The sequence below is a fragment of the Klebsiella oxytoca NBRC 105695 genome, assembly GCF_001598695.1.
GTDB lineage: Bacteria > Pseudomonadota > Gammaproteobacteria > Enterobacterales > Enterobacteriaceae > Klebsiella > Klebsiella oxytoca.
The window spans coordinates 372,851-386,449 of record NZ_BCZK01000003.1 but is presented as its reverse complement, the minus strand read 5'-3'; the positions used below and the strand labels follow the sequence as shown (position 1 = coordinate 386,449).

The window sequence follows — 13,599 nt, the reverse complement described above, 5'->3', positions numbered from 1 at the left end:
CAATTGCGTTCGCTTATCGCAGACCTGGTGCTGGTCAGATTGCAGAAAGAAACCGATCCGCTCCTGCACAAGCGCCTTTACAAGGCGATTCGCCACGCCATTCTGGATGGTTCTCTCCCGCCCCATAGCCGACTGCCGCCGTCGCGGGATCTGGCGGGGGAACTAGGAATGTCTCGCAACACAATTTTAACAGTTTACGAACAACTCCTGGCTGAGGGGTACGTTGTGTCCCGTCGCGGCAGCGGCACTTTCGTGGCGAAAACGCTGCCCGATATGTTTCTTCCCGCCAGCAGCGCCAACGAAAGCCATCCCGCGCAGCCCCCCAGCGGGACTCTTTCCCGTCGCGGCCAACATCTGCTGGGGCACATCAGCGCCAGCCCGCGTCAGTGGGGGGCGTTTATCCCCGGCGTACCGGACGTCAATGCATTTCCCCACCCGCTGTTCAGTAAAATTCAGGCACGCATCAGCCGCCGTCCAAAACCCGAACAGCTCAGCTATAGCTGTAACGGCGGTACCGCCGAGCTGCAGCACGCGTTGGTGGACTATCTGAGAGTAGCGCGCGGCGTTCTGTGTCAGGCAGATCAAATTCTTATTACTGAAGGGATCCACCAGGCCATCGACCTGATCACCCGCATGCTGTGCGACCGCGGCGATCTCGCCTGGGTGGAGGAGCCTTCCTACTGGGGCATTCGCCACGTGTTGGCGATGAATGAAGTGCGGGCTGAGCCGATTGTGGTGGATGCCAGCGGCCTGTGCCCGCCCGAAAGCGTAGCCGAAGCGCCGCGGCTGATCTTCGTTACGCCATCCCATCAGTATCCCCTCGGCGCGGTAATGAGCCTTGAACGCCGACAGCGCCTGCTCACCCTGGCCCATCAGCACGGCAGCTGGATTGTGGAAGATGATTACGACAGCGAGTTTCGCTTTTCCGGCCAGCCGATCCCGGCACTACAGGGCTTAGTCCCCGAAGCGCCGGTGGTCTACGTCGGCACGTTCAGTAAAACGCTCTACCCGGGGCTGCGGCTGGGCTACGTCGTGCTGCCTCGACCGCTTGCGGCTGAACTCAAAAACGCCCATGCCGAGCTCTACCGCGGCGGCCATTCGCTTATCCAGCTGGCGCTGGCGGAATTTATCAATGCCGGTCATTACTCGGCGCACATTCGTCGCATGCGCCTGCTCTACAGCCGCCGTCGCGTCTTTTTGACCGAACTGATTCAGCGGCACTGCGGAGCGCATGCGCTGTCGGACTTCAGCGACAATGCCGGACTGCATCTGATTCTGAATTTGCCGGATGAGGCAGATGACGTGACGATTGCCCGCGATGCCAACGCGCGCAATATCTTAGTGCGTCCGCTGTCGCGCTATTACCTGACGGCGCAGCGGAAGAAAGGACTGTTGATGGGGTTTGCTTCGCAGCCGGAAACGCAGATGGAGCCGGCGTTCAACGTGCTGCTTGAGTGTCTGAACAGGCACTGCCCGCAGGCGCTGACGGAGGCAGAAAAACAAAACGCCCCAACGTAATGTGGGGCGTTATCGCGGGACTGGCGCGCAGATTAGGCTTCGATAGCGGCGCGCAGTTTTTTCATGGCGTTCTTTTCAAGCTGCCGTACTCGCTCGGCCGATACGCCGTAGCGATCCGCCAGCTCCTGCAGCGTGGACTTATTGTCTTCGTCCAGCCAGCGGGCGCGGATGATATCCTGACTACGTTCGTCAAGCCCCTGCATTGCGTCGGTCAGCTTGTTCGCCGCCTGCTCTTCCCAGTTATCGTCTTCAATACCGTCGGCAAAGTTAGACGTTTTATCCTGCAGATAGAGCACCGGCGCCATCGGCTGGCTATCGGATTCATCATCCGACGACATGTCGAAGGTCATATCCTGCGCCGCCATACGTGACTCCATCTCACGCACGTCTTTGCTCGATACGCCCAGCTCGCGAGCCACCATTTCGACTTCGTCCTGGTTGAACCAGCCCAGACGCTGCTTAGTTTTACGCAGGTTAAAGAACAGCTTACGCTGCGCTTTCGTGGTCGCGACCTTCACAATACGCCAGTTACGCAGAACGTATTCATGAATCTCCGCTTTGATCCAGTGCACGGCGAAGGAAACCAGACGCACGCCCACTTCCGGGTTAAAACGGCGCACGGCTTTCATCAGGCCAATGTTGCCTTCCTGAATCAGATCCGCCTGCGGCAGGCCATAACCCGAGTAGTTACGAGCAATATGAACAACAAAGCGCAGGTGAGACAGGATCAGCTTTTTCGCTGCTTCCAGATCGCCCTGGTAATGCAGCTTTTCAGCAAGCTCCCGCTCTTCATCAGCCGACAACATCGGCCAAGTGTTAGCAGCCCGGATGTACGATTCCAGGTTACCAACGGGGGCTAAGGCTAAAGTTTGCATATCTTTGGTCATTCAAATCCTCTCAATCGATATCTTCTGGCACCATTCTGTCCTCACAGCGGAGCAACAAACATGCCAGCATTGATGAGCAACGAGAATATCACTCACATTAGTATCAGACAGTGATTTTATCCACAAGTTCCATGCAACGATGTGAATAGATTACGCACAAAATGTGACATGGTTATGAAGTTTAGGGAAGCGTCGACAGGGACTCTTTCCCTGCAGAGAGATATTCAGTGCAGGGAAAGATTATACCAGATTTTTACTACTCGGGAGTAAAGTGACGTAAATGTTGTACGGTTGCCAGCCAGGCGGCGACCCAGCCAATCATTGAGCAAACAATCAGCATCAGCAGGCACTCATCAAAGCCTAAGCCGCTGAGTTCAAACTGCGTGCCGAAGACTTTCGCCACTTCGGTGACCGCCGACGAAAGGCGCATGACCATAATTTCCGACAGGATCAGCGACAGAAACGCGCCGGAGAACCCCAGCAGCGCACCGCCGTAAAGAAAAGGACGCAGAATAAAGCCGTCGGTTGCGCCAATCAGTTTCTGCACGTTAATGGTATCGCGGCGGGCGAAAATGCTCAGACGCACGCTGTTGCCGATCACCAGGAACACCGCCGCCACCATCAGTACGCCGATCATCGCCGACACGCGTCCGACCAGCCCGGTCAGCGACGAGAGGCGCGCAAACCAGCTATCATCCATACGCACTTCATCAACGCCCTGAACGTGACTCACGCGGTCGCGCAGCGTGTTCAGCGCTTCGACACTCTGGAAATCAATTTTCGGCACGACGATCGCCACCGCCGGCAGCGGGTTCTCTTCCAGCATATCCAGCGCGCCGCCGAAGCCTGACCAGTTGCGGAATTCGCCAAGGGCTTCATCGCGCGACAGATAGTTGACCTTCTCGACGCCCTGCTCCGCCTGCAGCTGACCGACTACCCGCGCAGCGGCATCGTCATCCAGCGTTTTCTCCAGATAGACGGTGATTTGCGGCGTGGGATAATACTGCGACGCCGCGGTGCTGACGTTTTTGTAGACCATATAGCACACGCTTGGCAGGGTCAACGAAATGGCGATAACCATCACCGTCAGGAACGTCGCCAGGGGCGTGCTTTTCAGATCCTGCACCGCACCATGCCAGGCATAGCGCACCTGTTCATTGAACACGTTGCTCTTGCGGGAAGCCGGATTCGGCGCCGCCTTAGGCCGCTTCGACGTATTGCGTCCACCGCTGCCGCCCGCTCCGCCCGCATTGCGGAAACGATCGAATCGATTGCCGAACCGGCGAATGTGGTTCATTGCCTCGCGCTTATTCACCGATATGGCCTCCATGCATATGCCCCTCGCTGAGGGACAGAACGCGATACGGACGACTGGAGATAAGCCCCAGATCATGCGTCGCCATCAGCACCGTCACCCCAACGCGGTTAAACTCTTCAAACAGACGTAAGATCCCTTCCGACAACGCTTCGTCGAGGTTACCGGTCGGTTCATCCGCCAGCAGGACCGCTGGTTTGTTGACCACCGCGCGGGCGATACCCACGCGCTGTTGTTCCCCGCCTGAAAGCTGAATCGGCAGGTTTTTCGCTTTGTCCAGCAGCCCGACTTTATCCAGCGCCGCCGACACGCGACGGCGAATGTCATCGCCGCTGGCGCCGGCGATAATCAGCGGGATCGCCACATTATCGTAAACGGTACGGTCCATCAGCAGATGGTGGTCCTGGAAAATCATGCCAATCTGACGGCGCAAAAACGGCACTTCGCGGCTCTTCAGGCGGCTAATGTCATGGCCGCCGAAAAGGATTTTGCCGGCGCTGGGCCGCTCGATACCGCAGATAAGCTTCAGCAGGGTACTTTTCCCCGCGCCGGAATGGCCGGTCAGAAACGCCATCTCACCCGCCTGCAGGTGAAAAGTCACCCCCTGCAGCGCTTGTCTCCCACCGAGATAGGCTTTGCTGACTTGTTCAAAGCGAATCATTTTTAATCCTCTCGGGCAAAAAGTGCCTCAATAAAGTCGCCCGCATTAAACGGACGCAGATCTTCAATACGTTCGCCAACACCGATGTAGCGAATCGGAATACCGAACTGATCGGCAACCGAGAAGATAACCCCGCCCTTGGCGGTACCATCCAGCTTAGTCAAAGTGATACCGGTCAGTCCAACCGCCTCATGGAACAGTTTGGCCTGGCTAATCGCGTTTTGCCCGGTGCTGGCGTCAATGGTCAGCATGACCTCATGCGGCGCATCGACATCCAGTTTTTTCATGACGCGGACAATCTTCTTCAGTTCTTCCATCAGGTGCGATTTATTCTGCAGACGACCCGCAGTATCGGCAATCAGGACGTCAATGTTGCGCGCCTTCGCCGCCTGGATGGCATCGAAAATAACCGATGCCGAATCCGCGCCGGTATGCTGGGCAATCACCGGAATATTGTTGCGTTGACCCCACACCTGAAGCTGCTCTACCGCCGCCGCGCGGAAGGTATCGCCCGCGGCCAGCATCACCGATTTGCCCTGCTGCTCAAACTGACGCGCCAGCTTGCCGATGGTGGTGGTTTTACCGACGCCGTTGACGCCAACCATCAGAATTACAAATGGCGCCTTGCCTTCTACGTTCAGCGGCTCGTCCACCTTCGCCAGAATATCGCCCATCTCTTCTTTCAGCAGGCCGTACAGCGCCTCGGCGTCGCGCAACTGCTTGCGGCTGGCGTCGTTGGTAAGATTAGTGATGATCTTACGGGTGGTTTCCACGCCGACATCGGCAATCAGCAGCTGCTCTTCCAGCTCTTCAAACAGATCATCGTCGATTTTCTTGCCGCGGAACAGACTGATAAATCCGGAACCGAGGTTCTGCTTGGTTTTTATCAGGCTGCGTTTGAGGCGAGCGAAGAACCCTTCTTTGGTGGGTTTTTCCTGCTCTAACGGCGTCACCACGGTTTCGTCCGGCACCACTTCCACGGCATTTTCCGCCGCATCGGCTGCAGCCAGCGCCTGCGCTTCCAGCTCTTCGTCAGTGATTTCGGCTTCTTCTACCGGCTCAACGATTTCCGGCTCTTCAATGACAGCCTCTTTACCCTTTTCAACAACGACAGCTTCCGGTTCGGCAATCACCTCTTCCGGCGTCAGCTCAACTATAGCTTCAGCCACTACCGGCTCGGCGATAGCTTCTTCAACTACAGGCTCAGCGACAATTTCCTCAACCACAGGCGGTTCTGCAATCGTCTCAACTGCCGGGGAGTCGACAACCGCCTGCGGCTGTTCGCTCTCCACAACCTGCCCGGTCACCTCGACCACCTCGGCGGCAAAGGCTTCGGCATCCTGGTGCTCCGTCGCCGGCGCGTCGACCGTTTCCGGCGCAGCCGCAGGCGTTTCGCTTTCCGGAGCCTGTTCTTCAACCTCTTGCTGGGCTTCTACTTTTTGTTCTGCGTCGGTTTCCTGCGCCTGTTCTTTTTGACCAAAGCCCAGCCAGGAAAAGAAGCCACGTTTTTTGTCTTTCGCCATTTGCGACTACACTCCTCGCTGTTAATTCATGGCACAGCTTCGGCCTGTTGATAGCGGAAGCTGAAAAATGATGAAATTAGTCGGATAGTCTACCACTTAACTTAACTCGCATCACCGCCCCCGGATTAAGGTTTCGTCAACCGCTGGCGATCGTTAGAATAGCAGCCCGGAAGTTGAGACTTGAGCAAAGAAATGAAGAAACCAAACCACGCAGGCAGCGGTCAGATCCGTATTATCGGCGGGCAATGGCGAGGCCGTAAATTACCGGTGCCGGAGAGCCCGGGTCTGCGCCCGACCACCGACCGGGTGCGCGAAACGCTATTTAACTGGCTGGCGCCGTCGATCGTTGACGCGAGCTGCCTCGATTGCTTCGCCGGCAGCGGCGCGCTGGGCCTTGAAGCCCTCTCCCGCTACGCGGCTAACGCCACGCTGCTGGAAATGGAACGCGGCGTCGCGCAGCAGTTGCAAAAAAATCTGGCGACTCTCAAAGCCAGCAACGGCAAAGTCGTGAATACCAATACCTTAGCGTTTCTTGCTCAGGCGGGCACGCCGCATCACATCGTGTTTGTCGATCCCCCGTTTCGCAAAGGGCTGCTTGAAGAGACGCTAAAGCTGCTGGAAAACAACGGCTGGCTTAGCGATGAAGCGCTCATCTACATTGAAAGTGAAGTTGAAAACGGGTTACCGCCGGTGCCTGTAAACTGGCATCCGTACCGTGAGAAAGTGGCCGGACAGGTCGCCTACCGTCTCTATCAACGTGAGGCACAAGGAGAAAACCATGCTGATTAACTTTGGCCGCTTGCTGATGCTGTGCGTGTGGGCGTTTTTATTGCTGAATCTGTTCCAACCGTTCCCAAAGCCGCTCAATATCTTTGTTAACGTGGCGCTGATCTTTATGATTCTGATGCACGGCCTGCAGCTCACGCTGCTCAAGGCGACGCAGACGAAAGAGATGCCGCCGCTGGGGCGCTTCGAGCAAATTCGTATTTTCATCTTCGGCGTGTTCGAACTGGTCGCCTGGCAGAAAAAGCTCAAGGCGACCCTGAAGAAGAAATAAGGCCGAATAAAAGGTTCAGGGCTCGGGCGTAAAACCCATAAACCGCGAACCTTTATAGCTCAGTACGCCCTTATCGCCGACGCTTAGCGCATGATACTGCGGCGCCTGCAGACGAAAAACCACTTCCAGCCCGCCGCTTTCCGGCCTGAAGCTTGCTTCATAACGCATTTCGCTGCCGGCAGGCGTCACCGTCTGCTGGCGCGAACGGCGATCGTTAATCACCTTCTCCCGCTTATTGCTCACCACCACCCGTTTTTGCAACAGCGGCGCGGCATCGTTATCCATTTTTTCCCGACGCTGCTGCACATAGCGATACGACGCGGCAACCGCAATGATGGCAACGGCAACCATAAAAAACAGCGGAACTTTACTCATTCACCTTGCCCCCAGGAATTATCAGGAATAAGCATACTGTGGCTTGATTATCATTGTCATCTTCCTCTGCAAACCACTACACTGAGATTCAGTACTGTAAGTACAATCACTTACGTAATGATAACAGATACAGGGACTTACTATGCTTTGGTCATTTATTGCTGTCTGTTTCTCCGCATGGCTTTACGTCGATGCGTCTTATCGTGGGCCTGCCTGGCGTCGCTGGGTGTTTAAACCCGTCACGCTGATCCTGCTTCTGTTACTGGCCTGGCAAGCGCCGATGTTTAACGCCATCAGCTATCTGGTGCTGGCGGGGCTTTGCGCCTCGCTGGTCGGCGACGCGCTGACCCTGCTGCCGCGGCAGCGGGTAATGTACGCCGTGGGGGCATTCTTTCTCTCGCATCTGCTCTACACCATCTGGTTTGCCAGCCAGCTGACGCTATCTTTCTTCTGGCCGCTGCCGCTGGTGCTGCTGATCCTCGGCGCGCTGCTGCTGGCGATTATCTGGACGCGTCTGGAAGAGATGCGGATGCCGGTGTTTACCTTTATCGCGATGACGCTGGTGATGGTCTGGCTGGCCGGGGAGCTGTGGTTTGCCCGCCCGACGGATACCGCCCTGTCCGGCTTCGCTGGCGCGGCATTCCTGCTGCTCGGCAACGCGGTCTGGCTGATCAGCCATTATCGCCGCCGCTTCCGCGCTGACAACGCGATCTCCTCGGCATTTTACTTCGCCGGGCACTTCCTGATCGTCCGCGCGCTTTATTTGTAATTAAGCGCTTGACTCTGGAGTCGACTCCAGAGTGTATCCTGCGGGTAATGAGAAAATTATCATTACCCGGAGGGTCCTATGTCGGCTCCAGAATCGCAGGATAAAAAAGTCCCACACTTCTCATCGTTAAAATTTACCCCTGCCGCGCAGCCGGCGGAAAGCTGCTGCGCGGACCACGCCTGCCGCAGCGAAACCACCGAGGAAAACGAGGCTCTGAGGCACGCACGCTTTAGTTGGCTGGTAGAAGGCATGGATTGCGCAGCCTGCGCGCGCAAGGTCGAAACCGCCGTTCGCCAGGTACCGGGGGTCAGCCAGGTGCAGGTACTGTTCGCCACCGAAAAGCTGCTGGTCAATGCCGAGGGCGATGTTGGTCCGCAAATCGAAAGCGCCGTGCGCGCCGCGGGCTATCAGCTGCGTGATGAAAACGCGCCACGGGCAGAGGAGTCCACCTCGTGGCTGCGCGAGAATCTGCCGCTCATCACGCTGGTCATCATGATGGGACTAAGCTGGGGGCTGGAGCAGTTCAGCCCGCCTCTGGGCGAAATCGCCTTCATCGCAACCACGCTGGTCGGCCTGTGGCCGGTCGCCCGGCAAGCGATACGCCTGATCAGAAGCGGAAGCTGGTTCGCCATTGAAACCCTGATGAGCGTCGCAGCCATCGGCGCGCTGTTTATCGGCGCCACCGCCGAAGCGGCGATGGTCCTGCTACTGTTTTTAATCGGCGAACGTCTTGAGGGATGGGCTGCCAGCCGCGCGCGGCAAGGCGTCAGCGCATTGATGGCGCTGAAGCCCGACACGGCAATCCGCGTGCGCGATGGCGTGCGTGAAACCGTAGCCCAGCGCGACCTGCGCCCCGGCGACGTGATTGAAGTCGCCGCCGGAGGCCGCCTCCCTGCCGATGGCCAGCTACTCTCCCCCTTCGCCAGCTTCGATGAGAGCGCTTTGACCGGTGAATCCGTACCGGTAGAGCGTAACGCCGGGGAACGCGTAGCGGCCGGCGCCACCAGCGTCGATCGTCTGGTACAGCTGACGGTGATCTCCGAACCGGGCGACAGCGCTATCGATCGTATTCTTAAGCTGATTGAAGAAGCGGAGGAGCGCCGCGCGCCGATTGAGCGCTTTATCGATCGCTTTAGCCGCATCTATACCCCGGCGATTATGGTCGTCGCCCTGCTGGTGGCCATTGTTCCGCCGCTGCTGTTTGCGGGCGCCTGGCTGCCGTGGATCTATAAAGGCTTAACGCTGCTGCTGATTGGCTGTCCGTGCGCGCTGGTGATCTCCACCCCGGCGGCAATTACCTCCGGGCTGGCGGTAGCGGCACGACGCGGCGCGCTGATTAAAGGCGGCGCGGCGCTGGAGCAGCTCGGCCGCGTGCGCCAGGTGGCGTTTGATAAAACCGGTACCCTGACCATCGGCCAGCCGCGCGTCACTGCGGTGATGGCGACCGCAGACATCAGCGAAAACGATCTGCTGGCGCTCGCGGCCGCCGTGGAGCAAGGCTCCAGCCACCCGTTAGCCCAGGCTATCGTGCGTGAGGCAGAACAGCGCCGGCTGGTCATTCCGTCGGCAAGCGATCAGCGCGCGCTGGCCGGATCCGGCATTGAGGCTCAGGTTGAAGGACGCCAGGTGCTGATTTGCGCCGCCGGTAAAACTCGCGATCCGCAGTACGATGAACCTATTCAGCAGCTGGAGAGCGCCGGGCAAACCGTGGTGCTGGTAATGCGCGATAAGACGCTGCTGGGGATTCTGGCGCTGCGCGATACGCTTCGCGATGATGCCCGTCAGGCGGTGGATGAGCTCCATCAGTTGGGCGTTCAGGGAGTGATACTGACCGGCGATAATCCACGTGCGGCGGCGGCTATCGCTAACGAGCTGGGACTGGCGTTCCGCGCCGGGCTGCTGCCCGCGGACAAAGTGCAGGCGGTGATAGCGCTTAATGCCCAGTCGCCGCTGGCCATGGTCGGCGACGGTATCAACGATGCGCCGGCGATGAAAGCGGCGACGATAGGTATCGCGATGGGCAGCGGCACCGACGTTGCTCTGGAGACCGCCGATGCGGCATTGACCCATAACCGCCTGACCGGGCTGGCGCAGATGATTTCGCTGGCGCGCGCCACCCACGCCAATATCCGGCAGAACATCGCCATTGCTTTGGGTCTGAAGGGCATTTTCCTCGTCACCACCTTGCTCGGCCTGACCGGCCTGTGGCTGGCGGTGCTGGCTGATACCGGGGCGACGGTGCTGGTCACCGCTAACGCGCTGCGGTTGCTGCGTAAAAAATGAGGGCAAGCCCCGGGGGCGGCGCTTGACGCGCCTTGCCCGGGCTACAGGTTAGTGCGGTCTGGTTTTTTGTAGCCCGGATAAGGCGTCAGCCGCGATCCGGGGAGGCCTGGCTCAGTGGCTTTTACGAATCAGATAGCGGTACGGCAGCGCCTCGGTTTCCTGCGCCAGTAGCTCATGCTCCATAAAGCGGCAGAAACCGGGAATATCGCGGGTGGTCGCCGGATCGTCGGCCACGATTAGCAGCGTCTCGCCCACCGGCATCGTACGCACGGTCTTGCGCACCATCATCACCGGTTCCGGGCAACGAAGCCCCTGCGCATCAAGCGTATGGTCAGGGCTGGAGAAAAGTTCGCTCATTTTCATCTCACATTAACAAAACGGCCCTAGTTTACCCCCAGTTCGCCAGTACGCAAGCCAGGTTAACGTTTGCGCGAAAAACAACCATTGCATTACGCACGCAACGCAGTATCATGCAGCCGTTTTTATTGGGTTCCCTCACCCCAACTCTCTGGCCCTAAATCATTCGAGTTGCAGAAAGGCGACGACGCAGCGAATTTCCAGGAGCTTACATCAGTAAGTGACTGGGATGAGCGAGGAAAGTTAACGCATCTGCAGCTTGAAGAATAACGGGCATAAAAAGGTCACAATATGAGTCCGTTTACTACCGTACAGCGTAAAAAAGCGCTGATCTGGCTATCGCTTTTCCATCTGCTGGTCATCACTTCCAGTAACTATCTGGTGCAGCTACCGATCTCCATCTTTGGTTTTCATACCACCTGGGGCGCGTTCAGCTTTCCGTTTATTTTCCTCGCCACCGATCTGACGGTACGCATTTTCGGCGCTCCGCTGGCGCGACGCATTATCCTCGCGGTGATGATCCCGGCGCTGCTGATCTCCTACGGGGTTTCCGCGCTGTTCTACATGGGCGAGTGGCAGGGCTTTGCCGCCTTAACCAGCTTTAACCTGTTTGTCGCTCGTATCGCCGCCGCCAGCTTTATGGCCTACGCGCTGGGGCAAATCCTTGACGTCCACGTCTTTAACCGCCTGCGTCAGAGCCGCCGCTGGTGGCTGGCGCCCACGGCATCCACCCTTTTCGGTAACATCAGCGATACGCTGGCCTTCTTCTTTATCGCCTTCTGGCGCAGCCCGGACCCGTTTATGGCGGCGCACTGGGGGGAAATCGCCATCGTCGATTATTGCTTCAAAGTGCTGATTAGCATCGTATTCTTCCTGCCGATGTACGGCATGTTGTTGAATATGCTGCTGAAAAAACTGGCAGATAAATCTGATTTATCCGCATTGCAGCCAGGTTAAGAGTACTCGCGAAACGATGTGATAAGATAAGCGAATGAGCCGTTAATGGCCGTTTATCGAAAGGAAGATGTCAATGCGCAATTTGGTTAAATATGTCGGTATTGGCCTGCTGGTTATGGGGCTTGCTGCCTGTGATAACAGCGATACCAAAACGCCGACTGCCGGGGCTGCTGCGGAAAGCAACGCCAGCGGGCAACCTATTAGTCTGCTGGATGGCAAACTGAGCTTCTCCCTGCCTGCCGGTATGACCGACCAGAGCGGCAAGCTGGGCACCCAGGCCAACAATATGCACGTCTACTCTGATGCCACCGGACAAAAAGCGGTGATCGTGATTGTTGGCGACAATACCAACGAAGAGCTGGCGGTGATGAGCCAGCGCCTGGAAGAGCAGCAGCGCAGCCGCGACCCGCAGCTGCAGGTCGTGAGCAATAAATCCATTGAGCTCAAAGGCCACACCCTGCAACAGCTGGACACCATCATCTCCGCTAAGGGCCAGACCGCCTGGTCTTCCGTGCTTCTCGGCAAGGTTGATGACAAACTGCTGACGCTGCAGATCACGCTGCCAGCGGACAACCAGCAGCAGGCTCAGACCGAAGCGGAAAACATTATCAACACCCTCGTCATCCAGTAACTACTGGCCTGATGCCGCGGCCTCCGGTTCATTGACCGGGGGCCGTTTTTTTAATCGCCATCCCAGCAGCAGCGCTACCGCGACCAGCCCCGCCGTCGCCAGATAGATCGATGAAATTCCCGCCCACGCCATCAGCAGCCCGGCCAGCGGGCCGGTGATCCCCAGCGAGAGATCCATAAATACCGTATAGGTTGCCAGCGCCGACCCCTGGTTGTGCTGCGGCACCGCCTTCACCGCCACCACGCCAAGCGCCGGGAACACCAGCGAAAAACCGGCTCCGGCAAAGAAAGTACCGATTTTCGCCATCAGCGGCGTCTCCGCCAGGCCCACTAACAGCAGCCCGATAATCTCGACGACAAAACAGATCATCGCCACGTTCAGCCCACCGAGGCGATTAATTCCGTTGGGAAACAGCAGGCGAGTGCCGACAAAGGCGCAGCTAAACAGCGTCAGGGCGAAGGCCGCGCCGTCCCAGCCTTTGGCATCATAAAACAGGGTGATAAAGGTGGCGATAACGCCGAAACCCGCCGATGCGAGGGCCAGCGCCATGCCGTAGAGCCAGACGCGCCCCAGCACCGCGCGAAACGACATCGCTTTCCCCTTACCCGCTTTTACCGCCGCCCGCGGCAACGCGCACAGCACCGCCACCAGCGCAACCACCATAATCGTCAACGCCAGACCGTGCAGGCCAATCAGCGAGTAACAGAGCACCCCGAGCGGCGCGCCCATCGCCATCGCCCCGTAGGTCACAATCCCGTTCCAGGAAATAACCCGCCCGATATGCAGCGAACCGACTACCCCTACGCCCCACAGCGTTGAGCCGGTGCCCGCAAAGCTCTGCCCGATGCCGAGAATAATGCGCCCCAGACACAACAGCGCCAGACTAACCACGGGCCAGCCGCCGCATAACGCCGCCAGCAGATAGCACAGTCCGCTCAGAAAGCAGCCGCACAGGCCAAAAACAACGATTTTTTTCGGGCCCAGCAGATCGGCATAGCGCCCGGCGTGAGGGCGGCTGAGCAGCGTAGCAAAATACTGCAGGCTAATCACCAGCCCGGCCCAGAAGGCGCTATACCCCATTACATCATGAACATAGCCGGGTAATACCGCCAGCGGCAGGCCTATGGTCAGGTAGCTGGCAAAGTTAAAGATAACGACAGAGACAATCCGCAGATTGAGGCGCAATCCATTAAGCGCCGGTTCAGCGACGGTTTCGGGCATCGGGTTCCACCAGATTTTTACAACAGTGTTTCATTTCTACCACGC

The 13,599-nt window shown here is 58.0% G+C and carries 14 protein-coding genes; 7 read left to right on the top strand and 7 right to left on the bottom strand.

Going from position 1 to position 13,599, the window contains the following annotated elements:
* Nucleotides 1-3: 3 nt before the first annotated feature.
* Nucleotides 4-1,518, top strand: a complete 1,515-nt coding sequence (gene pdxR, locus KO1_RS07610; protein ID WP_004106553.1) for a MocR-like pyridoxine biosynthesis transcription factor PdxR — start codon at nt 4-6, stop codon at nt 1,516-1,518.
* 32 nt (nt 1,519-1,550) lie between these two features.
* Here the strand turns inward: pdxR and rpoH are convergent, their stop codons facing one another.
* The 4 genes from rpoH to ftsY all read right to left on the bottom strand — a co-directional run bounded on the left by rpoH (nt 1,551) and on the right by ftsY (nt 5,904).
* Nucleotides 1,551-2,405, bottom strand: a complete 855-nt coding sequence (gene rpoH, locus KO1_RS07605; protein ID WP_004106554.1) for an RNA polymerase sigma factor RpoH — start codon at nt 2,403-2,405, stop codon at nt 1,551-1,553.
* Between the two features lie 256 nt (nt 2,406-2,661).
* Nucleotides 2,662-3,720 (bottom strand): permease-like cell division protein FtsX, encoded by a 1,059-nt coding sequence (ftsX, locus tag KO1_RS07600; RefSeq protein ID WP_024274786.1) that lies wholly within the window; start codon nt 3,718-3,720, stop codon nt 2,662-2,664.
* Nucleotides 3,713-4,381, bottom strand: a complete 669-nt coding sequence (gene ftsE, locus KO1_RS07595) for a cell division ATP-binding protein FtsE (RefSeq protein ID WP_004106557.1) — start codon at nt 4,379-4,381, stop codon at nt 3,713-3,715. Before ftsE ends, ftsX begins: the two co-directional genes overlap by 8 nt.
* Nucleotides 4,382-4,383: 2 nt before the next feature.
* Entirely contained in the window at nt 4,384-5,904 is a 1,521-nt protein-coding gene (gene ftsY, locus KO1_RS07590; protein ID WP_064406866.1) for a signal recognition particle-docking protein FtsY, read from the bottom strand.
* Between the two features lie 192 nt (nt 5,905-6,096).
* Here ftsY and rsmD point away from each other — a divergent pair, with 192 nt between their 5' ends.
* Both rsmD and KO1_RS07580 read left to right on the top strand, forming a co-directional pair.
* Nucleotides 6,097-6,693: a 16S rRNA (guanine(966)-N(2))-methyltransferase gene (gene rsmD, locus KO1_RS07585; RefSeq protein WP_004106572.1), complete on the top strand. Its 597-nt coding sequence runs from the start codon at nt 6,097-6,099 to the stop codon at nt 6,691-6,693.
* Nucleotides 6,683-6,961, top strand: a complete 279-nt coding sequence (locus KO1_RS07580; protein WP_004106574.1) for a DUF1145 family protein — start codon at nt 6,683-6,685, stop codon at nt 6,959-6,961. Before rsmD ends, KO1_RS07580 begins: the two co-directional genes overlap by 11 nt.
* Nucleotides 6,962-6,976: 15 nt before the next feature.
* Here the strand turns inward: KO1_RS07580 and KO1_RS07575 are convergent, their stop codons facing one another.
* Nucleotides 6,977-7,336 carry a DUF2500 domain-containing protein gene (locus KO1_RS07575; protein ID WP_004106576.1) on the bottom strand — a complete coding sequence of 120 codons (360 nt, stop codon included), beginning with the start codon at nt 7,334-7,336 and terminating at the stop codon, nt 6,977-6,979.
* Between the two features lie 142 nt (nt 7,337-7,478).
* Here KO1_RS07575 and KO1_RS07570 point away from each other — a divergent pair, with 142 nt between their 5' ends.
* Nucleotides 7,479-8,105 (top strand): lysoplasmalogenase, encoded by a 627-nt coding sequence (locus tag KO1_RS07570; protein WP_004106578.1) that lies wholly within the window; start codon nt 7,479-7,481, stop codon nt 8,103-8,105.
* Between the two features lie 78 nt (nt 8,106-8,183).
* Nucleotides 8,184-10,388, top strand: a complete 2,205-nt coding sequence (gene zntA, locus KO1_RS07565; RefSeq protein ID WP_032744777.1) for a Zn(II)/Cd(II)/Pb(II) translocating P-type ATPase ZntA — start codon at nt 8,184-8,186, stop codon at nt 10,386-10,388.
* Nucleotides 10,389-10,499: 111 nt separating this feature from the next.
* On the opposite strand, the gene tusA is transcribed toward zntA, so the two are convergent.
* Nucleotides 10,500-10,745, bottom strand: coding sequence for a sulfurtransferase TusA (gene tusA, locus KO1_RS07560; RefSeq protein ID WP_004106582.1), 246 nt, complete (start codon nt 10,743-10,745; stop codon nt 10,500-10,502).
* A 291-nt stretch (nt 10,746-11,036) separates the two neighbouring features.
* On the opposite strand from tusA, the gene KO1_RS07555 reads away from it, so the two are divergent.
* Nucleotides 11,037-11,702: a 7-cyano-7-deazaguanine/7-aminomethyl-7-deazaguanine transporter gene (locus tag KO1_RS07555; protein ID WP_004106584.1), complete on the top strand. Its 666-nt coding sequence runs from the start codon at nt 11,037-11,039 to the stop codon at nt 11,700-11,702.
* A 73-nt stretch (nt 11,703-11,775) separates the two neighbouring features.
* On the top strand, nt 11,776-12,333 hold the full coding sequence (locus KO1_RS07550; protein ID WP_004106586.1) for a DcrB family lipoprotein: 558 nt from the start codon (nt 11,776-11,778) through the stop codon (nt 12,331-12,333).
* Here KO1_RS07550 and KO1_RS07545 read toward each other — a convergent pair whose 3' ends face one another.
* Nucleotides 12,334-13,554, bottom strand: coding sequence for an MFS transporter (locus KO1_RS07545; RefSeq protein ID WP_004106588.1), 1,221 nt, complete (start codon nt 13,552-13,554; stop codon nt 12,334-12,336). It lies immediately after the preceding gene.
* Nucleotides 13,555-13,599 lie beyond the last annotated feature (45 nt).

Coding starts and splice junctions, on each gene's coding strand:
- rpoH (WP_004106554.1), bottom strand. CDS start 2,405: ATGACCAAAGATATGCAAACTTTAGCCTTAGCCCCCGTTGGTAACCTG.
- ftsE (WP_004106557.1), bottom strand. CDS start 4,381: ATGATTCGCTTTGAACAAGTCAGCAAAGCCTATCTCGGTGGGAGACAA.
- ftsY (WP_064406866.1), bottom strand. CDS start 5,904: ATGGCGAAAGACAAAAAACGTGGCTTCTTTTCCTGGCTGGGCTTTGGT.
- rsmD (WP_004106572.1), top strand. CDS start 6,097: ATGAAGAAACCAAACCACGCAGGCAGCGGTCAGATCCGTATTATCGGC.
- KO1_RS07580 (WP_004106574.1), top strand. CDS start 6,683: ATGCTGATTAACTTTGGCCGCTTGCTGATGCTGTGCGTGTGGGCGTTT.
- KO1_RS07575 (WP_004106576.1), bottom strand. CDS start 7,336: ATGAGTAAAGTTCCGCTGTTTTTTATGGTTGCCGTTGCCATCATTGCG.
- KO1_RS07570 (WP_004106578.1), top strand. CDS start 7,479: ATGCTTTGGTCATTTATTGCTGTCTGTTTCTCCGCATGGCTTTACGTC.
- zntA (WP_032744777.1), top strand. CDS start 8,184: ATGTCGGCTCCAGAATCGCAGGATAAAAAAGTCCCACACTTCTCATCG.
- tusA (WP_004106582.1), bottom strand. CDS start 10,745: ATGAGCGAACTTTTCTCCAGCCCTGACCATACGCTTGATGCGCAGGGG.
- KO1_RS07555 (WP_004106584.1), top strand. CDS start 11,037: ATGAGTCCGTTTACTACCGTACAGCGTAAAAAAGCGCTGATCTGGCTA.
- KO1_RS07550 (WP_004106586.1), top strand. CDS start 11,776: ATGCGCAATTTGGTTAAATATGTCGGTATTGGCCTGCTGGTTATGGGG.
- KO1_RS07545 (WP_004106588.1), bottom strand. CDS start 13,554: ATGCCCGAAACCGTCGCTGAACCGGCGCTTAATGGATTGCGCCTCAAT.